Origin of the sequence: Roseomonas alba (assembly GCF_019430885.1) — a bacterium.
GTDB lineage: Bacteria > Pseudomonadota > Alphaproteobacteria > Acetobacterales > Acetobacteraceae > Neoroseomonas > Neoroseomonas alba.
In genome coordinates, this window is record NZ_JAHYBZ010000018.1 from 1 (window position 1) to 21,642 (window position 21,642).

Here is a 21,642-nt window from a genome sequence, read left to right on the forward strand (position 1 = left end):
GACCGCCGGGTTCCAGTCCCACACCGCGGCGTCCTCCTCCTCCAGGGTGAGGTCGACACCCCCCTCGGCGGCGAGCGACCAGGCGGTGACCCGCGCCGGGAAGGGCGCGAGCCGGTCGAGCGCGACCGTTGCCGCCTCCCACGGTCGCAGCCGCAGGGCGGAGAGGTTGGCGGGAAAGGCGACGGTGCGCTGGCGGCGGTTGCGCTCCAACTCGACCTTCATCAGGCGCTGGACGGTGCTGACCGAGGTGGTGAGCGGGAATTCGAGGTCGCGATAGATCATCTCGCCGCCATCCTGGGCGACGTAGTTGCTGGCGAGCAGCGGCGGGGCGTCGGTCGGCTGCCAGTTGGCCGCCGGCTCGACATAGACGGCGCGCACCCCGTTGAAGAGATCCCGCCGCGGCCGCGCGCCCTGGATGGTGACGTCGCCGCGCAGGTCGTCGGAGGTCAGGGTGGCCGCCGGCAGCGCCGGCGCCCCGGCATGGATGAAGAACCGCCCGCCCGAGACCACCAGCGCGCCAGCCATGGCGGCGGCGAGCTTGCGGGTGATGGCGATCTTACCCTCGGCGAGGGACAGCACGCCGTTGGCGGTGTAGCGGCGCTCGTAGACCCCGGCCTTTGTGCCGACCAGCTCGTCGCAGATGTTGGCGGCGGCCATCAGCGCCGGGATGTCGATATCGGCCCACGATGCCCGCCAGCCGAAGGGCGCGGTGAGGTACCAGGCGAGCAGCAGGGCGGGATTGTCGGACCAGCCTGTCGCCCCGGTGCGCGGATCGAGGATGGTGTCGGCGCCCTCGACGATGGCGGCGATGTTGGGGGGGCCGGCGGGGAAGGCCTCGGCGGTGAGTTTCAGCCGGACGGCGACATAGGCTCGGCCGCGGCCGCGATGCTCGGCGGTCCACTGGCCGCCGGTCTCGGCGATCAGGTTGGCGTCGGCCGGCTGGTCGGGATAGCCCAGGTGCCGGTCGACGCGCACCAGCCCGGCGAGCGAGCTGTCGCTTTCCAGCTTGTCGCCCAAAAACACCTCGCCGATGGCGCGCACGCGATGCGCGGCCAGCACCACCACCGAATAGAAGTAGCCGTCCGCGCGGCCCTCATCGTCGGTCCCCGAGTGCAGGAAGACGATCGGGCCGGACACCTTGCAGCGGCCGAGGACGAGCTGGTGCTCGGTGACCGGCTGGCGAAAGGCCTGGGTGCGGCCGGCACCGGGCTGGCCGGCGTCGAAGCCGGCGATCGCCGCCGCCTGTGGGCTGAGGCTGGCCTGCCTTTTCTGCTTCTGTGGGAAAACCGACTGGCCGATGGCGGAGACGATGAAGGCGGCGCCGGCGCCGACCACGGCACCGATGATGCCGCCACCGACCGCGGCGGAGGCGATGCCGGCCGCGGCGACGGCGATGAGGGGGACAGCGGCAGGCATCGGTCGCAGTCCTCCGAGGCATCAGTCGATGCGCCAGGCGCTGGTGCAATCGGTCAGGGACATGCGGATCAGGCCGCGCGGTCCGACGAAGGCGGCACGGCCGCCATCGACCACCACGCCGAGGCGGGGCGGATCGCCGGCGAGCACGACGTCACCTGGGCGGGCGAAAGCGGGCGGGATGCGCGAGAAGCCGGCGCTGTCCGCGGTGGCCTCGAGCGTCGGCAGGCTGCGCCACCCCGGCCGGCGGCCGGTCGTCGCCATCACCGCCGCCAGCGCGAAGCGCCCGCAGTTCCAGCGGTGGGCATCAAAGGCGCGCGTCTCGACGGCGGCCAGCAGCGCTGCCAGCCGCGCAGGCCAATCCGGTAGCCGGGCCATCAGCTCGCCGGCAGCCGGATCTCCGCCTCCTGCAGCGCGGGGACGAACTCGAAAAAGCGATCCCCCGGATACTCGGCCTGCTGGTCGGCGTCGGTGTAGCGGCGCACCTCGGCGCGCACGAGGTCAACGAGGCGGCTCTCGCAGGTGAGCGAGATGCGTGGCTCCGCCCCGTCCACCACCTGCATGGTGTCCATCAGCCCGGCCCAGAGCGGGAACGGGTCGGCGACGAAGGCGCCCTCGGCATCGAGCAGCGCGCCCCACAGCCGCGCCGGCCGCAGCCGGAAGGACTGCTCGGCCAAGGCGATGTCCACCACCTCCTGCGGCACCGGCGAGAGCGTCAGCGTGATGCGCACCGCCCTGAGTTCGGCGGTCTCCTCGATGTCGGAGACGGCACCGATGGTGCCCATGCCCTCATAGGTCACACCGGCCCATTGCAGCGGCCCGAGCCCGGTCCAGGCACGGATGGGGCCGGAGGCGAAGTCGAGCTCCACCAGCACCACCGGCGTCGCGACCGGTGCGGTCGCCGCCGCGGCGGCCTGGGGCGAGAGGCGCGGCGTGGCGGTGATGCCCTCGCTCACGGCAAGGCCTCCTCGAGGCGGATGGTGATGGCGGTAAAGCGCCCTGGCCGGGTCGGATTGGCGCCCTCGTCGTCGGAGGCGAGGCGCATGGCGACGGTCGGCGTCGTCAGCACCAGCGGCTCGGCCAGCGAGGCGGCGGCGCGCAGCGGCGGGGCGATCGGGATGGTCGCGGTGCCGGTACCGGAGGCCACGACACGTTCCGTCGCCATGTAGAGCCTCCCGGCGAGGCCGATATGGTCCCCCGCTCCGACCGCCACCGCATTCGGCCACCAGCCTTGGGTCGATAGCGACAGTGCCCCGCGCGCGGCGCCGGCGGCGAGCGACGGCGTGCCGCTGCCCACCACCATCCCAGTGCCATCCGTGAAGATGGTGGCGTCCGAGAAGGAATAGGGCCCCGAGGGAACCTCGCCCTGGCTCCTGGGATCGCCGGTGCGGTACTCACGCCGCCAGTCCCAGATGCGGACGGTGTTGGCCGATCCTGCCAGGGCAGCGAGCAGCCCCTCCAGCACGCCGGCCTGGGTGCGATTGAGGGGATCGAAGCTGGCCTCGGCGATCCAGCGGGCGCCGTCGCGGCGCAGCACCTGGGTGGCGCGGCTGACCGGCGAGACGAAGCGCAGCGTGTTGTGCTGCAGGTAGAAGCTCAGCCGCGACGGCCGCAGCGCGGCCGGCCAGGCGTATTCGGTCATGCCGGCCTCTCCCCGCTACCCGCGCACCGTGTCGTAGGCCGCGCCGCCGCGACGGATGGCATCCAGCGTCATCGCCGAGGCCTGGCGGGCGATCTGCCCGGCGAGCAGCCGCAGCCGCGCCTCGACGCCGGCATCGGCGCCGCGGGCATCGATGGTGATGCTGGTGTGGATGGTTGGGCCGCCCGCGCTCGGCACCACGCCATTCGGCAGGACGGTGCCCGCCTGGCGCGGGACGAACCACTCCGGCCCGCGCTCGCCGACGACATAGGGCTGGCCGGCGGCAACCGGCCCGCCCTCGGCGCGAAACAGCCCGCCGAGCCAGGAGCCGACGTCCGAGAACAGGCTGTCGAAGGAGATCCCCGACAGCCCGGCCGAGACGGCATTGCCCAGCGGCTCGGTGATGACCTTGCGGGCGAGGATGCGCGTGATGTCCTGCAGCAGCCCCTCCAGCACGGAGGAGAACTTCTCGCCTTTGACGATGGCGTCCTCGAAGGCGCTGGAGAACGTCAGGCCGAGCTCGCGCACCATGTCGGAGGTGCGCGATGCCCCCTCCTCAACGCGCCGCTCGGCGCGTTCCAGCTCCTCCATCGCCGCGACCGCCTCGCGCTGGATGGTCTCGTCGGGCACCGCCCGGCCCGCCCGTTCGGCCCGCTCCACCAGGGTGGACAGCGTGGCCATCCGACGCTGGTAGCGCTCATAGGCGGTCTCGTTCTGCTGGATCAGCCGCTCGCGCTCACGCAGCAACTCATTGAGCTCGCGCTCGGCCTCGCGGGCCTCCCTGGCACCCTCGGTGCTGGCGCGACGGACGGCGGCGACACGCGGCTCCAGGCGCCGTAGCGCCTCGTCGCGCTCCCGCAGGGCCAGGGTCTCGAGGCGGGTGCGCTCGGCAGCGGTGACGCCACCCGCCGCCTCGGCCTCGCGCAGCCGGCGGACCCGCTCCTCGTACTCGCGGTTGATCCGGAAGCGGTCATCGAGGTCGCGGGTGAGCTCCTGGACGTCCTGCGTGGCGCGGCGCCGGCGGGCCTCGGCCGCGGCGGTGGCGGCAGCCTCCTGTTCGCTGCGCTGGCGCTCGCCGGCGGCCTGCTCGCCGCGGGTGATCTCGGCCTGGAGGTCCGTGTACTGCCGGCGTAGCTCCTCCAGCCGAGCGGCGCGATCCACCCCGGCCTGCTGCTCGGCGGCGCCGACCAAGCCAGGACGGATGCTGCCGCGGCGGACCGGGGCGCTGAGGCTGGGCCGGCCGTCCTGCTGGCTTTCCAGCCGGGCGATCTGCGCCGCCAGCGCCTCGGCCTGGCGGCGCATGCCGGCGAAGCGTTCCTCCTCGCTGAGCGCGCCGGCGCCTTGGCGGACACCGTCCACCGCGCGGGCGGCGGCGGAGAGGGCGCGCGCCAGCGCGTTGGACAGGCCGATGGCGCGGTCGAGCTGGCCCAGAAAATTCTCGGTCGCCGCGGTCAGCTGCCCGAAGGCGCGGCCGAGGGAGAGCGGGGCGCGGTCCAGTTCCGCGCCGAGGCGTTCGGTGGCGCGCAGCAATGCGGGAAACACCCGCTCGGCGGTGAGCTTGCCCTCGGAGCCGAGCTTGCGCAGTTCGCCGATCGAGACGCCGAGCTCGCGCGCGAGGCCCTCCGCCAGCAGCGGCATGGCCTCGAGGATGGAGCGCAGCTCGTCGCCCTGCAGCACGCCCGAGGCCAGCGCCTGGGCGAGCTGGAGTGTGGCGCTGCTGATCTCCTGGGTGGAGGCGCCGGAAACGATGGCGACGCGCTGCAGGCCGGTGACGAGGCGGACAACCTGGTCGGAGGTGGCGCCGATCTCGCGGGCGGCGATCGAGAAGCGCTGGAAGGCGTCGACGCTCTCGGAGACCGCGACGCCGGTGGAGAGCGCGTTGCGGTACAGCGCCTCGTAGACCGCACTCGCCCGTTCGACCGAGCCGGTGGCGTTCTGCAGGCGGGAGAGGCTCTGGGTGAGCGCGTCACCGGCCTGGACCAGCGCACGGGCGGCCACTGCCACGCCGGCGATCTGGATGCCGCGGGTGGCGACATCCAGCAGTTCGAGCGACCGCGAAGCGCGCTCGGCACCGCCCTTGATCTGGTCGAGGGAGCGCTGGCCGGTCTCGCCGACCTCGCGCAGTCCGGCCTTGACCCGGGCGGCGTCGTCCAGCGAGAGGCGGACCGAGACGCGGCGGGTGGCGTCGGCCATGGCGCGGTGCCCCCGTAGCTGGCAGTTTCGTTAGTTGCGTTTAATGCGTATTTTGCGTATATGCATGGGCCAACAGAAGCCCCGGGAGGGCCCCATGCTCGCTCTGCTTGATCAGGCCGAGCCCATCGTCGCCGACGAGGCTGAGGCCGCCATCGCCAAGACCGCCGCTGCCAGCCTGGCGCCTGCCGCGCAAGCCGGTCAGGGCGTGCAGCTCGTTCTGCGCGAGCAGCCGAACGTCGCCGTGCCGCTACCTGCTCGCGCGGTCGAGGTCGTGCTGACCGTGCTCACCGCCATGGCTGAGCGGCGTCCGATCTCGGTCATCCCGCATGAGGCCGAGCTCACGACGCAACAGGCAGCCGACTACCTCAACGTCTCGCGGCCGTTCCTGATTGGCCTGATCGATCGAGGAGAGATCGCGCATCGGATGGTCGGTCGCCACCGGCGCGTCCGCTTCGCTGACTTGCTGGCCTACGAGCACGCATCGGCCGAGAAGCGGAAGCGAGCGCTCGCGGAGATGGCCGCGGAGGCGCGCCGGCTGGAATTGGACTGACGCGTGATCTCAACCTTCACAGCGTTCATCGACGCCAACGTCTTCTACGGCGCCAGGCTGCGTAGCCTCGTGCTCTACCTCGCCCAGACGAAGCTGTTCCGGGCGAGGTGGAGCGACAGGGTGCACGACGAGTGGATCCGCAATCTGCTGCAGAAGCGGCCTGACCTGAAGGCTGGCGATCTAGCGCGCACCCGTCAGCTTATGGATGCATCGGTGCTCGATGCGCTGGTGACGGGCTACGAACCACTCATCGAGGCTATGGTCCTGCCGGATCCCGACGATCGGCATGTGCTCGCCGCCGCAGTCGTGTGCAAGGCGAGCTGCATCGTGACGTTCAATGTCTCGGACTTTCCGCCTGACCGATTGGCACCCTATGGGCTGCACACGGTCCATCCGGATGATTTCCTGCTGGACGTCGCCAGCATTGACCCGCCGAGCTTCGCTGGCGCGGTGCGTGAGGATCTGGAGCATTACCGCGCACCGCCGCTCGATTTGCCGGAATACGTCGTCGCGCTACGTAAGGCGGGCGTACCCCGGATTGCGGAGCAGATCGGCAAGCTTGCACCGATCCTGGAGCGTCGATCGACCGACCGATGATTGCGGGGCTGATGCGCCGCGAGGCGGCCGAACGAGTGCCGCGCCACTTCGACACGACGATGCGGCGGCGTCTTTCTTGCCGGCCGCAGCGCGGACCCAGCGGAAGATGCCGAAATCCGCGCGAAATCAGCGCGCTCCTTATTTAAGGCTTTCCCCAACAGGGTGCTCCTGAGGCTCGCGCCTGGAGGCTACCCCGGCCGCCATGCCGGCCCGCAGTGCCGACAGCAGTTCCGCTGCGACCCAGGACGGCACGCCCAATTCGCGTGCGACAGAGAGAGCCCCGGCAACGTCAACGTCGAGGCCGGCGACGTTAGCTGTGATGCAGGTGGTGCCGGCCGACCAGCAGGCAGCGCCCTCAACGCTAGTGGGCGCGTGCGCGGCGTAGGGGCAGGCTAGGCCGCAATCGCGCTCCAGAGCGGCGCAGCCGCGGCAGTATTCGGGCCCGCGGCCGAAGTGCCAGGCGGCGCGGGCCCTCAGCCGTTTCCCTCGGCGGCCACCGCGGCGATGGGCGCGGTGGCGCGGTCCCAAAACGCGGCGGCGATGTCATCGAGGTCCATCAGGCGCTCGACCGCCTCGGGCGAGAGCGGCAGCGGCTTGCCGGCGGCATCGCCGATCCCCTCCCAGGCGGTCACCGCGTGCCGGGCGAGCGCCTTGACCAGGAAGGCGAAGGACAGGCCGCGCGATATGTCCGGATCGAGACCGGGATCCGCGATGCGGATCGCGGCGAGGCGCCGTGCGGCGGCGGCCTGGGCGGCGGCCATCACCGCGGTGGTCACTGGCCGGATTTCCACGCGGACGCCGCGCGGCAGGTCGAGCCAGTACGGCTCGGCCGGGAGGTCGAGGGTGAGCATTCGAATCTCGCTGTTTTCAGAGTGTTTGCTTCGCTAGCGGCGATCACGCAGCCCATCCGGGCACCGACCCTCAGAATGATCGGGTCTTCAGAACCGGCGGGGGATCGATCCGCCCGCCAAGTCGCTCCGGACCTTGATGAGCGTGTCGCAACTGGCGTCTACGGACGGACCGGTCCCGACACAGTAAGCCAACAATCAGCGTTCCATTATCGTGGCGGGCAACGGAATCCGACTGCCGTTACTGGGGACGGAGAAGCGAGTGCATCTTGGGATAGTCGAACTCTCGCTCACGGCCAGAGGCCCCGCGCGCTTCCAACGCGACGACAGGCGGAAACGAGAGATGCCGCCTGCGCAGTTCATACATGGGCTGGCGCGCGGACTTCGATCGGGAGCTCGCCGATCACGTGGCGTCCTGCAAGGACCTGGACACGCCACAGGCCAGGTTGGGATCCTGAAAACTCCAGGGCCACGGCTAGCCGAGATCGACGGACCAACTGGTCTTGCACCGTGACCACCTGTCCCTGCTCATGCACCTGGAAGTTGCCGGGATTTCGAACCACAAGCTTCAAGTCCAGGATGGTGCCCGGCTCTATCGACCCGGTCTCGATTTCGATCAGCAGCGGCAACACGACTCGAAATGGGTTTGTGCCGACCTGCACCCAATCCCAGCCGCCGTCCACCAAAGTCCAAAGCCCATCCCTGACGCGGATGAACTCCGCGGCAAGAATGCCGGTTACCTTCAGACCGGCCCGCAGGTCCTCCCCCGTAGCCGATCGGCTGGGTGGCGGCACGTATGGAGGCGTACCTGCCTTCCCTCCCTTTGCGACGATGCTTCGCAAGACGTTACCGCCCTCGTCGCAGAGGTTGAGAATGGTGTCTTCGCCCGGTCCCCCGACCCCACCTTTCCCGACTTGAATGTCGATGTGGTGGAGTCCCGAGGTTGGGCCGATCTCGTCTGGTCCTAGCGCGACAGAGAGGTATTCGCCCCCGCCTCCACCTTCGCCACCGATTGCGCCTTCCCCGAGCACGCCAGCACCTCCGCCGCCCGCGCCAGGCGCTTCGCCGGGAGTTCCGTCGAGAGTGATGTGGCCACCGGGGCCTCCACTCCCACCCATCGCATTGGGGCCGATAGCGGCGCCACCACCACCACCAGCACCGGGTGCGGCTCCGCCCTGTCCGCCAAGGCTGATAGGCGGTGGGCTTTCACCCTCGATGTCGAGGAATTGCTGCCGAACATTGGCCAAAGCGGGGCTGTCGAGGATCGTCGTGATCCGCTCGAGGTGAAAGAGCTCAACCATCGTCGGCGCCGCCACCATCTTTATGGTTTCGCGCTCTTGCAGCGTGAGTTCTTGATTCGTGACGAATGCTATGCCCGCGGCATCGTTGTGCCTGGCGCCCGCGAGGTCGGATTCAAATTTGGCCCTGATGGCATTGAAGGTCTGCTGTCCCCTCGGGAAGAATGCGGCCATTGCGAACCGCATTCCCTCTTTGCTGGCCGTCGCGTCCTTCCCGCCGTCCCTTCCACCCAGGGGATGACTAGGGTCAACATCCGAGAAGCCCTCGTGGATGAGTATCTGGGCAGCAAGGCGCTCGGACGGTGTCTGTCCTTTCGTCCACTCGCGAAGTCGGTGCCAAGTCTCGTCGTATCGGTTTCGCACCATGTTGGCCGCTTCTGGGAGTTGCTGCCACGCCGTCTACACCACGAAGCGTTGCCGAGGCAGACCTTACGAGGTTTCCGTATGCGTCGGGTTCTGGCCTCAACGTCCGGTCTTCACGCGGCAATGAAGTGCGCCTCCTGGCATTAAGTGTACTCCGCCGCGGCCTGCTGGTTCTTGAGCACAGCGGTCATCATGCGCGTCGCCGTGGGGTTGAAAGCCGCGCGGAACTCGAAGCTCGCCTCGACGCCGGCCGGCCCTTCGACCGGCGTCTTGGCGAGCGCCAGGTAGACCTCGTGCAGCGTGAAGGTGAGGCTGCGGTTGGCATCGATCGTGTAGCTAAAGGCGAACTCCGCCGGCGCGTTGTTCTGCGCCTGGGTCAGCAGCGTGGTGTCCGCGAAGCGCGCGGTGATCTGGCCGGTGGCGCGCGCGATGCCTGGATCCACGCCCTCGACCTTCCGGTCGGCGCGGATGGTGCGCACCATCTCCATGCCGTTGGCGTAGGTCATGCGTGCCCCGGTCACCTGCGCCAGCGCGGAGCCGTTCCGGCTGATCGCACCCTGCGCCTTGTGGAAGGCCGTGTAGGCGGCGCTGGTCGGCGTGCCACCCGAACTCGAGGCACCGCGCGTCGAACCCTGCCCCATCAGCCCGAAGGTCGCCGTGGCCGGCCCGGTCGGCGAGAAGTCGATCTCCAGCGTGTCGGCGCGCACGCCGGTGCAGAGATCGTAGTTCGGCACGTCGGGATAGCCGATCTCGATGCTGTTGGACGGTAGCGCTGCCGCGCCCGAGCCGAAGCTGTGGATGAAGTTTGGGCTGGTGCCGGTGGTGGTGGGCGGGCCGAGCAGCAGGCGCAACCAGTGGCCGATGTTGACCAGGTCGACCGGCACCACCGCCTGGCCCTGCACGGTGACGGTGTCGAGGAAAGGCGCCGCCGGATCGCGGCTGCTGCCGACGCCGATGACGTCGGCATCGAGCAAGGGCTGCTCGGCGCCGAGGTCGCACGACAGGAACGGCATCCGCAGCCAGTCGCCCGCGGGCGCAGTGCCGTAGGTCGCCTCGGGGATCATGAGCAGGCGGCAATTGGCGCCGATGGCACGGGGCATCGGAGATCTCCGGGATCAGCGGGAAGGGAAAAAGGCCTCAGGCCAGCGGCGAGCCGGCGACGGTGAAGAACAGCGCGACGGGGACGGAGGCAGCGCGCGCGGCGGCAGCGCCCTCGAACTCGACATCCTCGAAGCCGGGCGCGCCAGGCTGCGCCCACTCCACCGCGCCGCCGAGGGTGCGGTCGGCAGTGGTGGCGGCGGCGATGGCCAACAGCAGGGCGTCGAGCAGCGCATTGCGTGCCGCCGGCGTCGCGCCGCCAGCGGTGACCTCGACCTCGGCGCGGTGCTCGATCGCCCAGGCGAGCGGCGACAGGATCGCCGTCTCCTCCACCGTCTCGCCGTCGCGAATGACGACCAGCCCGCCTGGCGGCAGGCGCTGCGGCACGGTCTCCCCGCGTAGCACCATGGGTGCCGGGCTCCTGGCTGCCAAGGACGTGGCGAGCCGATCGTGCAGCGCCGCGATCGCCGCCTCGCGCATGCTCACGACGCCGCCCTTCCGCTCTCGCGCTCCCAGGCCGCGACGAAGCGCCCGGGCAGCCGACGCAGGCCGCGCTCGGCCGCGCCCTTCACGTCCAGCCGCTTGGCGAGCTTCACCTGCGGCAGCAGCAGAAACATCGGCACCATGCCGCGCTGGAGCATGCCGCGCGCCCAGGCCTCGCGACCCTTGCGGTTGCCGGTGCCGATCTCGGTAAGCCCACCAGCGACCAGCCGGGTGCGGCGCCGCCGACCGGTCTGCTCGCCCTGCCGCAGCGGCAGGCACCACACAAAGCCGCGCCCCGACTGGAACGGCCGCAGGAAGCCCTGTCCCGAGGCAACCATCTGCGCCGGGGTGACCCGCAGGCCCTTCTCGCCCCGTCCCCGGCGTCCTCGCGCCGCGTTGAAGCCGGTCGGGATGGCGAGGAACTTCCCCCCGCCCTTGGCGCGAATCAGCGCGCCGCGCTCGAAGGCGTCGATGACGTTCGGGACCTTGGTCCAGACCAGGCCGGCAGGGCGGAGCGACTGGCCGGAGCGGGGAAAGATCTGCGAGCGCCAGGCATTGGCGATCCCCCGCGCGTTGCCGCCGAAGCTGCTGGTGACCTGCCGCCGCAGCTCCTGCTTGACCTGCTCGGTCTCGGCGCGGATGGCGGTCATGGCCGCGCGCTCGCCGGCGCGGACCTCGGCCGCGAGCACCTGGCGCAGATCGCCGACGATGCGGGCGGCGAGCCTCATTGTGTGCCGCCGTCAGGCGGCAGGCCGGTGCGGTGGCGGATGATGGCGACGGCGAGGTCATGCAGCGCCGCCTGGCCGAGGTAGCCGAACACGAAGGCGAAGAGGAACCGGCCGTATTCGTTGAACTCGAGAAAGCCGCCGAGGGCGTAGCCGGCGCTGCCGACCAGAGCGGCGGAGGGCACCTCCCAGGCGAGGCACCAGCCAAAGCGCCGGCGCTCCGGGTTGTTCCAGCGCACGAAGCCGCCGGCGAGGCCGGCCGCGGCGCCGAGCAGCAGGTCGCGCAACACCTCCAGCAGGCTGAGGGCGTTCTGCGGCATGGGAGCCTCCTAGCGCTGGCAGAGCACGCGCCAAGCGGTGCCGGAGGCGTCGCGCTCGGCGTGGGTGACGGTGAGCAGGTCGGGGCCGAGGGCGAAGCTGTCGCTGGCGGCGAGGTCGGGCAGGACGGCGATGGCGACGGAGAGGATGTCGGTGGCCGAGACGATCTCGGTACCAAAGGCGTCGGCGACACGGTCGGGCGAGGAGCGCAGGACCCGGACCGCAATTGCAGGGCCGGTGCCGCCCTGCCGGTAGACGGTGTCGGTCCCGAGATTTGGATCGGCGACCAGCGCTGCCATCGCATCGGCGAAGGCGTTCACTGCTCGGCTCCGTCGGCCGGGTTCAACCGCCGCACCGTGGCGAGCCGCCCCGCGCAATCGGCATGGGCGGCGTCGTAGGCCAGCAGCAGTTCCGCCACCTGCCCCTGCGTCAGCCGATCTTCATTGGGCAGCGCCGGCGCGGCGGCGCAGACCAGCAGCGCGTCAGGGAGGCGCAACGGCAGCAGCCGGATCTCCGGCGGTGCGGCTGGCGCGCAGGCGCTCGACAGCATCGCGCAGCACAGGGGCAGCGCCGGCAGCATGGCTCGGATCACGGCGGATGGCCTCCAGGTTGGCACCGAGGCGCGCGGCCTGAGCGCGGGCGCGCTCGGCCTCGCCGGTGAGCGCGGCGATGTGCCGCGAATGCTCAGCGGTGGCGCGCGCCAGCGCTGCCGCACTGGCCTCCGCCGTGCGGCTGGCCATCGCGGCATCCAGGCGGGCGGCATCGCGCTGGGCGCGGAAGTGCCAGGCGGCCGCGGCGGAGAGCAGGATTGCTGCCGCGATCCCAATCGGCAGCGCATGCCGCCCGAGCACGGCGAGGATGGTCGCACCGGTCACGGACAGGCCGTGCGGTCGAGTTCGAAGTGCGGCCCGTCACGGAAGGAGGCCCAGTCGCCGCCCCAGACCATCGGGATGCCGAGATCCTTCGCCGCAGCCTTCATCGCCGCACCAATCTGCTCGTACAGCATCCAGTCCCAGCGGATCTCGCCCTGCTCCACCGCGTTGTCGCCGTCATCCAGCCAGTAGGCGAGATCGACGGCATGGCCAGTGAGATGCCGGCTGTTCATCGTCCGCGAGGCACCGATCGCGACCAGCCGAGCCTGGCGCTCGCGCGAGCGCACCCCCTCGGTGACGATGAAGGGCACCGCCAGGCGGGCCCGTTCGACGACGCGCACCAGGTCGCGGTGCACGCCCTCGAGCCGCGCACGGTCGCGCGGCAGCAGCGCAGTCATCACGCCCCCGAGGCCGGCACACGGGCCAGCATCACCCGCACCGTGGTATCGGCTGCCAGCGCGGCGACGGTGCAGAGCCCTACCTGGAAGTTGCCGGTCGCGGTCGTGGTGATGCGGCGGTTGGTATTGTCCCAGAACACCCGCGCGCCCTGGCTGATGGCAAGCGCGGGCTCCTTGGTCAGCTCGAACTCGCCGCGGGTCTCGCAGTCGACACTGGCGTTCTGCGCGGCGTCGGACGCTGCCACCCCGAAGAAGGCGCCGACCAGCATGCCTTGGCCGGAGAGGATGCCGCCGGCATAGGGCACCACCATCGGGATGGAGCGCGCGTCGGGACGGATGCAGTTGCGCATGGGAGGGTCTCCTGAAAGCGCGTAGGGCGCCGACCGTCGTTCCGGCGGCGCCCTGGCGCGATGCGGATGGGAAGGACGGAGGCGGCGGGATCAGGTGCCCGGATTGAACCAGGCGCCGCGCCAGTCGATGGCGCCGACGCCGAAGTCGAAGATTACGCTGACCTCGACGCCGTCCGCGCCCTGCACCGGGCCGGTGGTGACCTGCGGCCCCTCGGCGCCATTGAGGTAGCCGTAGACATAGACCGGCGCCGCGACCGGGTCGGAGAACAGGTACCAGCGGTTGGCCGCGATCAGCGGCTCGATCACTGGCTGCACGAAGCCGGCAAAGACGTTCGCCTTGCCGATCTCGCTCGCCTGCACGACCACCGTCGCCTGGCGCGCGGCGAGTTCGAGGTTCGGCCCGACCAGCAGCCGCATGGTCTGGCCCATCGAGATCGGCAGCCCATCCAGCGTACGCTGCTTCATGATGGCGGTGCGGCCGGCGCCGATGGTCGAGGTGTCGAGCACCGTGCCGGTGCTGGCCTTGTTGGCCCGCGCTGCGCCGGTGGCGAAGACGGGGGCGCTGCCGGTGGTCAGCGTCGGTCCCTCGCCATTGGCCGAATTCACCAGCTGGTAGGCGGTGGCATTTTCGAACTCGGCGACGCGCCGGCCGATCGCCGCTGCGAAATCGGTGAAGGCGCCGAGATCGTCATTGACCAGCATCGGCCGCGTGACGCGGATGCGCCGCGCGAAGGTCTGCAGCAGCACGATCTCCTGGCTCTCGGACATGGTGCCGACCTGGATCTCACCGTTCTCGGCGAGCGGCAGCAGGGTCGGGAAGTCGCCGATGCGCAGGTGCCGGTGCGGCTTGAAGTCGCGGAAGTCGCGGCGGAGGAAGATCTGGCGGTAGGTGGGCTGCGCCGGCTGGTAGGCGGCGAGCAGCATCTTGTTGGCGGCGGCGGCCAGCAGCAGCGGGAAGTCCGAGCTGGTGTGAAAGGCGCGCTCGGCGAGCAGCGTCGGGTTGCGGGGCACGGCCCGCTCGCCGCGGGCCCGCAGCAACTCGCCGATCATGTCGGATGGACGCCAGCCCATGAACTCGGCGTGCCGTCCTGCCCCCTGAGGCTGGTAGCCGGGCATGGCACGGGCGGCGAGGGCCTCGGCCATGGCATCGAGGATCTGCGCCGGGTCGTCGTGGCTGGGGCCAGTCTCGGGGCGCGCCGGGATGGACGGCCGCGGGCCCTGGGCCACCAGGGCGTCGAACAGGGCACGGCGGGCCTGGTCGCCGGTCCAGCCCTGGGCGATCGCCTCGGCACGGATCGGCGTGATGCGGTCCACCGGCAGGAGGGCGCGGGCCGCCTCCACGGCGGCGTCGATGCCGGCGATGCGCTCGCGCTCGGCGCGGCTTGCTTCGGCGCGCACCGCGTCGAGATCCGGGGGCGCGGCGCGGGTGGGTTCCGGCACCGGTGCGGGGCTGGTGGTCACAGCAGTCTCCTGGATGGCGGTGGGCGGCGCAGACGGCGCCGGCGTGGCCGGGGCTTCCGGCGTCGTCTCGGGCATGGGTGGATCCTCGTCAGGCAGGGCTGGTTCGATGGCGATGGCGGGCGCGCCCTGCGGCGCCTCACCCCGCACCGCCGCATCGCGGTCCACGGGGACTGGCACGACGGATATCTCGAAGGGCTCCCAATCCACCGCGCGGTGGACGGTCTCGCCGGTGGCGGCGTCAGGCCGCGGCTCGTAGCGGTGCACGCGATAGCCGACGCTCACCGCCCGCAGCGTGCCGTCGGCGATGCGCTGCCAGACCGGCTCCACATCGGCGGCGGCGCTGAACTGCAGCGTCGCGTAGCCACGTCCGCGTTCGAGGCGGGCGGCGGTGACGCGGCCCAGCACGTCACGCGCGCCGCCGCGGCGATGCGTGTCGAGCACCGGGGCGCGACCGGAGCGCAGCGCCTCCATGCGCACCGCGCTGGGCGACATCTCCAGCTCCTCGGTGATCAGGCCGAGGGCGGGGACGAAGTTGCGGGCACGGGCGCCGGTCGACCACACCACCTCGACCGTACGAGCGGCGCGATCGACGGTGGCAGGCGCGGTGATGGCGCGCTGCGCCACGAGCGGAACGTCCGCCGCGGTGGGCGCAGCAGCAGGCTCCGGCGCGGGGTCGCCCCCGCCCGGTTCGATGATGTCCGTCATGGTCAGCCCTGTGCTGGTGTCTCGCGCGGCGGTGCCGCAGCGCCGGTGGCGGCGATCTCGACGGCAGCCATCTGCGCCGCGTCCTGCGCCGCGCCGGACTTCGCGACCCGGCGCGGATCGGTGTCGAGCGCGAGGCCGGCCTCGTCGAGCAGGGCGTTGGCCTCGCGGATCATCTCCACCGCGGCGCGGAAGTCGTAGCCGAAGGCGCCCGCAGCCTCGGGCTGCGGCACGAAGCCGGCACGCACCTGGGCAATCAGCGCGGTGGTGTCCTTCAGCGGGTCGATCATCTCGTGCGCGGGCGGGACGTGCGACACGCCGTCCGGCATGTCGGCGCCCCACAGACCGACGAGGGCACCTTGCGCATGGAAGCGCTCGGCGATGGGGCGCACGAGCATCGGGATCAGCATGCCGTACTGCACCTGCTCGCAGAGCCGGCGGAACTCGATCTTGCCGGCGCGCAGTGAGGAGTAGTTCGCCTGGGTGAGATCGCCCGAGACCTGGTCGTAGGTCAGGCCGGCGCCGACCGCGGCGGCCTCCAGCGCGCGGCGAGCGAAGGTTGCATGCGATCCGCCACCCGAGGGGTTCACTACCTCCACGCTGCCCATGCCGCGGCGATACAGGATCATCCCAGGTTCGAAGCTCTCGACCGTACGGCCCTGCGCATCCCGTAGCAGGCCGGCGGCGGCGCCAGTCAGCGCCTCGTCGCCCTCCTCCGTCACCACGGCGGCGAGGCAGGCCTCGATCTTGGCTTTCATGAGCAGGGCGGCCTCGTAGTCGCCGAGGTCGCGCAGGCGCAGCAGCACCGGGGCGAGCCAGGACACGTCACGCAGTTGGCCGGGCCGGCGCTTGCGGTACACGTGCAGCACCTCCGTCGCCGGGATGCGCTGGCTGCTCTGCCAAGTGGCCCCGGGAAGGATCCACGCCGCGCCGGGATGCACCCGGTGCAGCCAGTAGCCGACCGGCTCGCCGGCCTCGCCGAGGGCGATGCCCTGGATGGTCGGCGGACCGTCAACCATGCCGTTCCGGGCCGTGTCGAGGTGATCCGCCTCGAGCACCTGCAGGCGCAGGCCGATCGGGTTCGCCGGCGACGGCGGCACCATCAGGAAGCGCACGAAGCACTCGCCGCTTTCCACCACCGCCCGCATCACCAGCGCCTGCAGGCCGTAGAGATCGAGCCGCCCCTCGGCGTCGCAGGCGGTGCTCTCCGCCCAGCGCTGCCAGGCGCGACCATGCGCGTCCTCGGGCCAGCGCGTGGTGATACCGGCGCCGACCGCATTGCCGGTCCATAGATCGACGATGCGGCTGGCATAGGGGTCGTTGCGCACGGCATCACGAGCGCGGCGGGCGACCGTCGCCGCGGCGGTGCCGACCTCCGCATTGGCGCTGCCGCCAGAAGGCGCCCAGGCGGAGGCGCGGTGATCCTGCGCCGCCGCATAGCCGCGCAGGGCGTTCCAGGCATCCCGGAGCCGGCCCATCACCTGCTTCCCTCGCGTGAGAAGCTGGCGAAGGTCACGCCAGGACGGCGCGCCGCCGAAATCTCCGCGCCGCGCAGCACCACCAGCGCCCGGCCGAGCTCATCGAGGCTCCGATACTCGACGGTGCGCCCGTCGAAGGTCACGCGCGTGGTGCCGCCGGTGTAGGCCCCGGCCAGCACTGCCGCGCGACTGCCGGCCGGCTGTGCCAGGGCCCAGGCGAGGACGGCGGGATCCATCAGGCCGCCCGCAGTGTCGGCAGCGGCGCAGCCGCGTTGACCAGATAGGAGAGCCCGACGGGTGGGTTCGGCATGATCGGCACGCCAGCCTGATGGGTCAGCGCCGCGAAGAACCCGTTCTCGCTGCCGGTCGTGCCACCCCCGGCGCCGCCATCCGCCGCGGCCGAGCCGAGCAACAGCGTGTTCCCCCCGCTGAACGCCTGGGTGCTGGTGCCACGCACCGAGGGCGCGCCGGAAAAGCAGAACAGCAGCCACCAGGTGCCGGCCGGGATCCAGCGCGGCTGCACGAAGGGGCAGAGCGCATTGCCGGCAGAGGTGGTGTCGGCGTCCGCTATCGGCTCCTCGATGAGGCGCCCGGGATGCCCAGTGCCATCGTCGGCAGCCAAGGCCATGCGGACGACGCCCGCCGCGCCGGTGGTGACGCTGACCGCCATGGCCGAGAACAGCCCCGGCCGCGCCAGCACGTAGGGCACGCAATAGAGCCGGTTCGCCGTCATCGCGACGGCACCGCCGACGGCGCGCGCATGCTGCGAGGCGTAGAAGCGCCCCGAGACATACGGCAGCATCGCCGGGGCCGGTGGCAGGTAGTGCTGGGACAGCGCGGTCATGCGAGTGGCCGGATGCCGAGGGTGAGCAGCCGCTCCGCCGCCTGGTTCACGGGCGCGGCGGCGAGGCCGGAGCGCAGGCGCAGCCAGCGCCAGCCGAGCAACAGCGTCGGGGGCAGGGTGAGGGCGCGGCCGGCAGTGGCCGTCAGCACCACCTCATTGCCCAGGTGGTCATGGAGGTCCGCCCAGGCCACGGGCTCGCCCTCATCGAGCGAGCCCTGCAGGGTCAGCGGGGCGTCGGTCCAGGCGGCAGGGAGCAGCAGTAGGCAGACGCCGTAGCCGACGCTGGCGACGGGACCGCTCAGCGCTTGGCCAGCGGCGATGCTGGTGCGCACCGGGACGATGGCGGTCATCATGATCTCCAAGTTCAGCGCAGCCAGCCACCACGCGGGGCAAGCCAGGCGCGAGGGCGGGTCGGCGGTGCAGCGGCGGACGATGCCTGCGCCGCCCCGGAGGATGGTTCGTCGGCCGGCAGCGACAGCGCATCGGCCATCCGCGCCCAGCGTCCCTCGCCCCAGCCATCCATCCCGAGGGCGGCCGCGGCCGCGCGCGCATAGACGCGGCAGTCCAGCGCCTCATTGCGTTCGCGGGTCTTCACCCATTCGAGCCGGCGAAAGCCGTTCCGACCGGCCCGCGCGACCAGTTGCTCGGCCGTCAGCTGCCGGCAGAATTCCTCGCCGGCGGCATGGACAGGCAGGTGCACGAAGCCGGCCGGGAACGGATCGCCGCTTTCTTCGGTCGGACGGTCGAGCTTCAGCCAGCCATAGGTCTCGGCCTTGAGAAAGGATGATCCGACCGGCCAGACCTTCAGCCCGCCGAGCTTGCGCCCGTTGCGCCGCACCTCCGTCGCCGCGGGCTGGCCGATCGCGGCGCGCAGCCCGTCCTGGCCTTTGACCGCGATGGCGCGGCCGGCGCCGGCCCGCCGCACAAAGGCGTAGACCTCAGCGGTGGTCATGCCGTCGCCGCTGTCGATTGCCGCCATGGCGATGGGCAGGCGGTGGCCCGAGGCATGCCGCCAGGTCTCACCGAGCAACCGCCGCAACTCGTCCCACACCTGCGCCTCGAACGGATTACCAGGGAGGACGCGATGCTCAACCAGCCAGGACTGGCGGTCTTCCCCCCATGCCCAGATGCTGGCCTCGAGACGGTCGCGCTGCACGTCGACACCGGCGGTCAGCAGCAGCCCAGGCAACGGGACGGCGCCGACCGGCCAGTGCTCGCGGCGGTCATAGAGCCGCTGCCAGTCCGGCGCCTCGCCCGCCTCCTGCCAGGTCTCGCCCAGCACGGTGTTGCGAAACGTCTTGATCGCCCGGTCGTCCCCCTGGGCCGCGAGCCAGAGCCGGGCAATCTCCGACCAGGGCATCCAGCCCGGCGGCGAATAGAGCGCCGAGATGTGGAAGCCGACCGCGTGGGGATCGGTCGGCTCCGCGGTCGCTCGCCAGGCACCGCCGGCCAGCATCGCCGCCTTGTGCTGTTCCCCGATCGGCGCGTCGCAGGCTTCGCAGAGGTACCTTGCCGCGTCGGGCGCGCCCTCATCCCAGACCAGTCGCTCGAAGCGCAGCCACTGCATCGACCCGCAATGCGGGCAGGGTACGAAGTAGCGCCGTTGGTCGGTGGCCAGATACTCGCGCTCGATCCGCGACAGGCCGGCGATCGTCGGCGTCGAGACCAGCAGCATCTTGCGTCGCCAGCCGAAGGTCCGGGCGCGAGCCTCGGCCAGCGCGATCGGATCGCCCTCGCCCTCGACGTCGCCGGGATAAGCGTCGATCTCATCGAGAAACAGGAACCGCGCCGACATCGAGCGCAGGCCGACCGCGCTGTTGGCGCCGGTCATCACCAGTTGGCCGCCGGGGAACTCCTTGCTAAGCTGGCGGTTGCCACTGTCCCGTGACCGCGCCGGCGCCACCCGCTCACGGATTGCCGGCGTCTCCTCCACCAGCGGGTCGATACGCTGGTCGGAGAAGCGCTTGGCCAACTCCGTGGTCGGCTGCACCGCGAGCATCGGCCCGGGGGCGTGGTGGATGACGTAACCGATCCAGTTATTGCCGCACTCGGTACCGCCGACCTGAGCGCCTTTCATGAACACCACCCGTCGCGCCGGATGGGCCGGCGACAGCGCGTCCATGATCTCGCGCAGATAGGGCGTGCGCGCCGTGCGCCAGGGTCCCGGTTCGGCGGAGCCCCGCGAGCCGAGCAGACGGTGGCGATCGGCCCATTCCGAAACCAGCAGGGTCGGCTCGGGCGCCATGCCGTCGCGCCAGGCCTGCAGGATCTCGGCGTCGCCGTCGAAGCGGCCGAGCTCCTCCAGCAAATGCTCGCCCGCCATCACGACACCTGCACGCGGACATCGTGGCGGGCAGCGAGGTGCTGGCGCAGGCGGGTGTCCATCATGGTCTGCAGCCGATGCACATCGACGCCGAGCTCGGCCGCCATCTCGGCGGCGACCCGGGCGGGCCAGGCGAGGATGGCGTCGCGCTCCTCCTTGGCGAGGCGGTGCACCAGCAGCAGGGCACGGGCCTTGTCGACCAGCTTGCCCTTGCGCTCGTCGAGCCGCAGCCGGCGCTCCTGCGCCTTGAGCACCTCGTTCGCGGTACGCGCGTCGTGGAACGTGTTCGGGGCCGCGCGGGGCAACGGATCCGAAGCGGGTGGCGACGCGGCGATGGGCGCGGGCAAAGCGGGCCGCGATGCCGCTGGCATCGGGAGAGCAGCCGGGGAGCCGAGCGTCGCGGTCTTGCGCACCGGGTCGCTGCTGTCCGCGAGCCGGGCGCGGACCTTGTCGATATCCCAGCTGCCGTCAGCCTCGGGCGCAATGCGGCCGGCGCGCTGGGCCTTCTGCAGGGCCGTATGGGAGATGCCGAGGCGGCGCGCCACCTCGCGCTGCGAGGCCACGCGGCCCGGCGGCGCGGTGGCGATCATGGTGTGATCGAGATCCCTCGAAGATAGCAATCGATGTCGCGCCGATGGCGCTTGGCTCAGGCGCCGTCACAGCGCGAAGCATGCGTCACGCGCCGCGGACCGGCGCCGCATCGCCCCGCACGGGGCTCGGGGCAGTAGCACCCGGATCCTCGGGTGCCGAACAGGAGTCCCGAGATGAAGCTCTCCGACACCCAGCGGATCATCCTCAGCCAGGCCAGCCAGCGCGACGACCGGCTGGCGATCCCGCCGGAGCGCCTTCCCGCCGCGGCGCGGCAGACGGTGGCGAAGTCCCTGATCAAGCAGGAACTCGTCTGTGACGAGCACGCGAGCGCCACCGACGCGCGTGACGCCTGGCAGATCGACGGCCGGACCCGGCTGCTACGCATCACCGAGGCCGGTCTGCGCGCCATCGGCGTCACGCCGGAGGGCGAGGCGGAGGAGGTCGAGGACACCCGGCCGCGCGACGAGCGCAAGGGGGTGGATCCCCGCCTCATTGACGGTGACGACGAGCCCGCCGCGGTTGGCGACACGGCGCCGACGGGCGGGGAGGCCGCCCCGCCGCTGAGCATCCCCGCGGCGAATGCCGAAGCCGCCCTCTACCCAGCCCAGCCGGCGGAAGTGGCCCTGCTCAATCAGGCGCTGGAGACCCCACGCCCGACGCGCAATGCGACGCTGCGGGAGGTCGCGCAACGCGTCCTCGACGCTTGGAACGACGAGGCAAACCAGCGCGCCGACCTGCCGACCGCGATCGACGCCCTGCGCGCCGTCCTGGCCGCCAAGCCGGGTCGGTCGGCCGGCGACTCAAGCGCGCCGCGCAAGCCCCGGGAGGGCACGAAGCAGGAGACGGTGCTGGCGATGCTCCGCCGTGAGGAGGGCGCGACCATCGCGCAGATCTGCGAGGCGACCGGCTGGCAGCAGCACACGGTCCGCGGATTCTTCGCGGGGCTGAAGAAGAAGGGCTTCACCGTCCAGGTGCTGGAGCGGGTGCGCCAGGTCGGGCCGAACAAGGAAGGCGCGAAGGGGTCCTACTCGGTCTACTGCATCACCGAGGGGAAATGATTGGGTGGCAGCGCGCAGATCTGAGCGCCTGTGCGCTGCC

General features: G+C 71.3%; 26 protein-coding genes. 3 read left to right on the top strand and 23 right to left on the bottom strand.

The window, feature by feature from the left end; translation table 11 throughout:
* From KPL78_RS29225 to KPL78_RS29245, 5 genes are all read right to left on the bottom strand, one after another.
* The coding region (locus KPL78_RS29225) for a phage tail protein (RefSeq protein WP_219766827.1) at positions 1-1,416 on the bottom strand (1,416 nt) is incomplete at its 3' end.
* 21 nt (positions 1,417-1,437) lie between these two features.
* Positions 1,438-1,791: a DUF6950 family protein gene (locus KPL78_RS29230; protein WP_219766828.1), complete on the bottom strand. Its 354-nt coding sequence runs from the start codon at positions 1,789-1,791 to the stop codon at positions 1,438-1,440.
* On the bottom strand, positions 1,791-2,369 hold the full coding sequence (locus KPL78_RS29235; protein ID WP_255569569.1) for a hypothetical protein: 579 nt from the start codon (positions 2,367-2,369) through the stop codon (positions 1,791-1,793). The genes KPL78_RS29230 and KPL78_RS29235 overlap by 1 nt, the downstream gene beginning before the upstream one ends.
* On the bottom strand, positions 2,366-3,055 hold the full coding sequence (locus KPL78_RS29240; RefSeq protein ID WP_219766829.1) for a hypothetical protein: 690 nt from the start codon (positions 3,053-3,055) through the stop codon (positions 2,366-2,368). Before KPL78_RS29240 ends, KPL78_RS29235 begins: the two co-directional genes overlap by 4 nt.
* Before the next feature lie 15 nt (positions 3,056-3,070).
* A complete protein-coding gene (locus KPL78_RS29245; protein ID WP_219766830.1) occupies positions 3,071-5,245 on the bottom strand; it encodes a tape measure protein in 2,175 nt (724 codons plus the stop codon).
* A gap of 94 nt (positions 5,246-5,339) precedes the next feature.
* On the opposite strand from KPL78_RS29245, the gene KPL78_RS29250 reads away from it, so the two are divergent.
* Together KPL78_RS29250 and KPL78_RS29255 are read left to right on the top strand one after the other, a co-directional pair.
* Positions 5,340-5,795 carry a helix-turn-helix domain-containing protein gene (locus tag KPL78_RS29250; RefSeq protein ID WP_219766831.1) on the top strand — a complete coding sequence of 152 codons (456 nt, stop codon included), beginning with the start codon at positions 5,340-5,342 and terminating at the stop codon, positions 5,793-5,795.
* Positions 5,796-5,798: 3 nt separating this feature from the next.
* On the top strand, positions 5,799-6,392 hold the full coding sequence (locus tag KPL78_RS29255; protein ID WP_369412900.1) for a VapC50 family PIN domain-containing toxin: 594 nt from the start codon (positions 5,799-5,801) through the stop codon (positions 6,390-6,392).
* 473 nt (positions 6,393-6,865) lie between these two features.
* On the opposite strand, the gene KPL78_RS29260 is transcribed toward KPL78_RS29255, so the two are convergent.
* The 18 genes from KPL78_RS29260 to KPL78_RS30610 all read right to left on the bottom strand — a co-directional run bounded on the left by KPL78_RS29260 (position 6,866) and on the right by KPL78_RS30610 (position 20,543).
* The gene (locus KPL78_RS29260; protein ID WP_219766832.1) at positions 6,866-7,243 is read right to left on the bottom strand and encodes a phage-derived protein YdaY family protein; all 378 of its coding nucleotides are present in this window, start codon (positions 7,241-7,243) and stop codon (positions 6,866-6,868) included.
* A 356-nt stretch (positions 7,244-7,599) separates the two neighbouring features.
* Complete coding sequence (locus KPL78_RS29265; RefSeq protein WP_219766833.1) at positions 7,600-8,712, bottom strand: hypothetical protein; 1,113 nt, start codon at positions 8,710-8,712, stop codon at positions 7,600-7,602.
* A gap of 332 nt (positions 8,713-9,044) precedes the next feature.
* The gene (locus tag KPL78_RS29270) at positions 9,045-10,001 is read right to left on the bottom strand and encodes a phage tail tube protein (RefSeq protein ID WP_219766834.1); all 957 of its coding nucleotides are present in this window, start codon (positions 9,999-10,001) and stop codon (positions 9,045-9,047) included.
* Between the two features lie 37 nt (positions 10,002-10,038).
* Complete coding sequence (locus KPL78_RS29275) at positions 10,039-10,479, bottom strand: hypothetical protein (RefSeq protein ID WP_255569572.1); 441 nt, start codon at positions 10,477-10,479, stop codon at positions 10,039-10,041.
* Between the two features lie 2 nt (positions 10,480-10,481).
* Positions 10,482-11,210, bottom strand: a complete 729-nt coding sequence (locus KPL78_RS29280) for a DUF6441 family protein (protein WP_219766836.1) — start codon at positions 11,208-11,210, stop codon at positions 10,482-10,484.
* A complete protein-coding gene (locus KPL78_RS29285; RefSeq protein ID WP_219766837.1) occupies positions 11,207-11,527 on the bottom strand; it encodes a phage holin family protein in 321 nt (106 codons plus the stop codon). The genes KPL78_RS29280 and KPL78_RS29285 overlap by 4 nt, the downstream gene beginning before the upstream one ends.
* A 9-nt stretch (positions 11,528-11,536) precedes the next feature.
* Entirely contained in the window at positions 11,537-11,845 is a 309-nt protein-coding gene (locus KPL78_RS29290) for a head-tail joining protein (protein WP_219766838.1), read from the bottom strand.
* Positions 11,842-12,021 carry a hypothetical protein gene (locus tag KPL78_RS29295; protein ID WP_219766839.1) on the bottom strand — a complete coding sequence of 60 codons (180 nt, stop codon included), beginning with the start codon at positions 12,019-12,021 and terminating at the stop codon, positions 11,842-11,844. The genes KPL78_RS29290 and KPL78_RS29295 overlap by 4 nt, the downstream gene beginning before the upstream one ends.
* Entirely contained in the window at positions 12,008-12,400 is a 393-nt protein-coding gene (locus KPL78_RS29300) for a hypothetical protein (RefSeq protein WP_219766840.1), read from the bottom strand. Before KPL78_RS29300 ends, KPL78_RS29295 begins: the two co-directional genes overlap by 14 nt.
* Positions 12,397-12,795, bottom strand: a complete 399-nt coding sequence (locus KPL78_RS29305) for a M15 family metallopeptidase (protein WP_219766841.1) — start codon at positions 12,793-12,795, stop codon at positions 12,397-12,399. The genes KPL78_RS29300 and KPL78_RS29305 overlap by 4 nt, the downstream gene beginning before the upstream one ends.
* Positions 12,795-13,145, bottom strand: a complete 351-nt coding sequence (locus KPL78_RS29310; protein WP_219766842.1) for a DUF2190 family protein — start codon at positions 13,143-13,145, stop codon at positions 12,795-12,797. The genes KPL78_RS29305 and KPL78_RS29310 overlap by 1 nt, the downstream gene beginning before the upstream one ends.
* A gap of 90 nt (positions 13,146-13,235) precedes the next feature.
* On the bottom strand, positions 13,236-15,311 hold the full coding sequence (locus tag KPL78_RS29315; RefSeq protein WP_219766843.1) for a prohead protease/major capsid protein fusion protein: 2,076 nt from the start codon (positions 15,309-15,311) through the stop codon (positions 13,236-13,238).
* A 2-nt stretch (positions 15,312-15,313) separates the two neighbouring features.
* Positions 15,314-16,786, bottom strand: coding sequence for a phage portal protein (locus tag KPL78_RS29320; RefSeq protein WP_219766844.1), 1,473 nt, complete (start codon positions 16,784-16,786; stop codon positions 15,314-15,316).
* Positions 16,786-17,022, bottom strand: coding sequence for a phage head-tail joining protein (locus KPL78_RS29325; protein ID WP_219766845.1), 237 nt, complete (start codon positions 17,020-17,022; stop codon positions 16,786-16,788). The genes KPL78_RS29320 and KPL78_RS29325 overlap by 1 nt, the downstream gene beginning before the upstream one ends.
* Complete coding sequence (locus KPL78_RS29330) at positions 17,022-17,630, bottom strand: hypothetical protein (protein ID WP_219766846.1); 609 nt, start codon at positions 17,628-17,630, stop codon at positions 17,022-17,024. The genes KPL78_RS29325 and KPL78_RS29330 overlap by 1 nt, the downstream gene beginning before the upstream one ends.
* Positions 17,627-17,980 carry a hypothetical protein gene (locus tag KPL78_RS29335; RefSeq protein ID WP_219766847.1) on the bottom strand — a complete coding sequence of 118 codons (354 nt, stop codon included), beginning with the start codon at positions 17,978-17,980 and terminating at the stop codon, positions 17,627-17,629. Before KPL78_RS29335 ends, KPL78_RS29330 begins: the two co-directional genes overlap by 4 nt.
* Positions 17,981-17,994: 14 nt before the next feature.
* Positions 17,995-19,953: a phage terminase large subunit family protein gene (locus KPL78_RS29340; RefSeq protein WP_219766848.1), complete on the bottom strand. Its 1,959-nt coding sequence runs from the start codon at positions 19,951-19,953 to the stop codon at positions 17,995-17,997.
* Positions 19,953-20,543, bottom strand: coding sequence for an elements of external origin (locus KPL78_RS30610; protein ID WP_255569570.1), 591 nt, complete (start codon positions 20,541-20,543; stop codon positions 19,953-19,955). Before KPL78_RS30610 ends, KPL78_RS29340 begins: the two co-directional genes overlap by 1 nt.
* A gap of 174 nt (positions 20,544-20,717) precedes the next feature.
* Between KPL78_RS30610 and KPL78_RS29350 the strand changes: the two genes are divergently transcribed.
* Complete coding sequence (locus KPL78_RS29350) at positions 20,718-21,602, top strand: DUF3489 domain-containing protein (RefSeq protein ID WP_219766849.1); 885 nt, start codon at positions 20,718-20,720, stop codon at positions 21,600-21,602.
* Positions 21,603-21,642 lie beyond the last annotated feature (40 nt).

What these genes read in the sequence shown, in the direction of transcription:
- KPL78_RS29230 (WP_219766828.1), bottom strand. Translation starts at nt 1,791, where the DNA reads ATGGCCCGGCTACCGGATTGGCCTGCGCGGCTGGCAGCGCTGCTGGCC.
- KPL78_RS29240 (WP_219766829.1), bottom strand. Translation starts at nt 3,055, where the DNA reads ATGACCGAATACGCCTGGCCGGCCGCGCTGCGGCCGTCGCGGCTGAGC.
- KPL78_RS29245 (WP_219766830.1), bottom strand. Translation starts at nt 5,245, where the DNA reads ATGGCCGACGCCACCCGCCGCGTCTCGGTCCGCCTCTCGCTGGACGAC.
- KPL78_RS29250 (WP_219766831.1), top strand. Translation starts at nt 5,340, where the DNA reads ATGCTCGCTCTGCTTGATCAGGCCGAGCCCATCGTCGCCGACGAGGCT.
- KPL78_RS29260 (WP_219766832.1), bottom strand. Translation starts at nt 7,243, where the DNA reads ATGCTCACCCTCGACCTCCCGGCCGAGCCGTACTGGCTCGACCTGCCG.
- KPL78_RS29265 (WP_219766833.1), bottom strand. Translation starts at nt 8,712, where the DNA reads ATGGCCGCATTCTTCCCGAGGGGACAGCAGACCTTCAATGCCATCAGG.
- KPL78_RS29270 (WP_219766834.1), bottom strand. Translation starts at nt 10,001, where the DNA reads ATGCCCCGTGCCATCGGCGCCAATTGCCGCCTGCTCATGATCCCCGAG.
- KPL78_RS29275 (WP_255569572.1), bottom strand. Translation starts at nt 10,479, where the DNA reads ATGCGCGAGGCGGCGATCGCGGCGCTGCACGATCGGCTCGCCACGTCC.
- KPL78_RS29280 (WP_219766836.1), bottom strand. Translation starts at nt 11,210, where the DNA reads ATGAGGCTCGCCGCCCGCATCGTCGGCGATCTGCGCCAGGTGCTCGCG.
- KPL78_RS29285 (WP_219766837.1), bottom strand. Translation starts at nt 11,527, where the DNA reads ATGCCGCAGAACGCCCTCAGCCTGCTGGAGGTGTTGCGCGACCTGCTG.
- KPL78_RS29305 (WP_219766841.1), bottom strand. Translation starts at nt 12,795, where the DNA reads ATGACTGCGCTGCTGCCGCGCGACCGTGCGCGGCTCGAGGGCGTGCAC.
- KPL78_RS29310 (WP_219766842.1), bottom strand. Translation starts at nt 13,145, where the DNA reads ATGCGCAACTGCATCCGTCCCGACGCGCGCTCCATCCCGATGGTGGTG.
- KPL78_RS29315 (WP_219766843.1), bottom strand. Translation starts at nt 15,311, where the DNA reads ATGACGGACATCATCGAACCGGGCGGGGGCGACCCCGCGCCGGAGCCT.
- KPL78_RS29320 (WP_219766844.1), bottom strand. Translation starts at nt 16,786, where the DNA reads ATGGGCCGGCTCCGGGATGCCTGGAACGCCCTGCGCGGCTATGCGGCG.
- KPL78_RS29325 (WP_219766845.1), bottom strand. Translation starts at nt 17,022, where the DNA reads ATGGATCCCGCCGTCCTCGCCTGGGCCCTGGCACAGCCGGCCGGCAGT.
- KPL78_RS29330 (WP_219766846.1), bottom strand. Translation starts at nt 17,630, where the DNA reads ATGACCGCGCTGTCCCAGCACTACCTGCCACCGGCCCCGGCGATGCTG.
- KPL78_RS29335 (WP_219766847.1), bottom strand. Translation starts at nt 17,980, where the DNA reads ATGACCGCCATCGTCCCGGTGCGCACCAGCATCGCCGCTGGCCAAGCG.
- KPL78_RS29340 (WP_219766848.1), bottom strand. Translation starts at nt 19,953, where the DNA reads ATGGCGGGCGAGCATTTGCTGGAGGAGCTCGGCCGCTTCGACGGCGAC.
- KPL78_RS30610 (WP_255569570.1), bottom strand. Translation starts at nt 20,543, where the DNA reads ATGATCGCCACCGCGCCGCCGGGCCGCGTGGCCTCGCAGCGCGAGGTG.
- KPL78_RS29350 (WP_219766849.1), top strand. Translation starts at nt 20,718, where the DNA reads ATGAAGCTCTCCGACACCCAGCGGATCATCCTCAGCCAGGCCAGCCAG.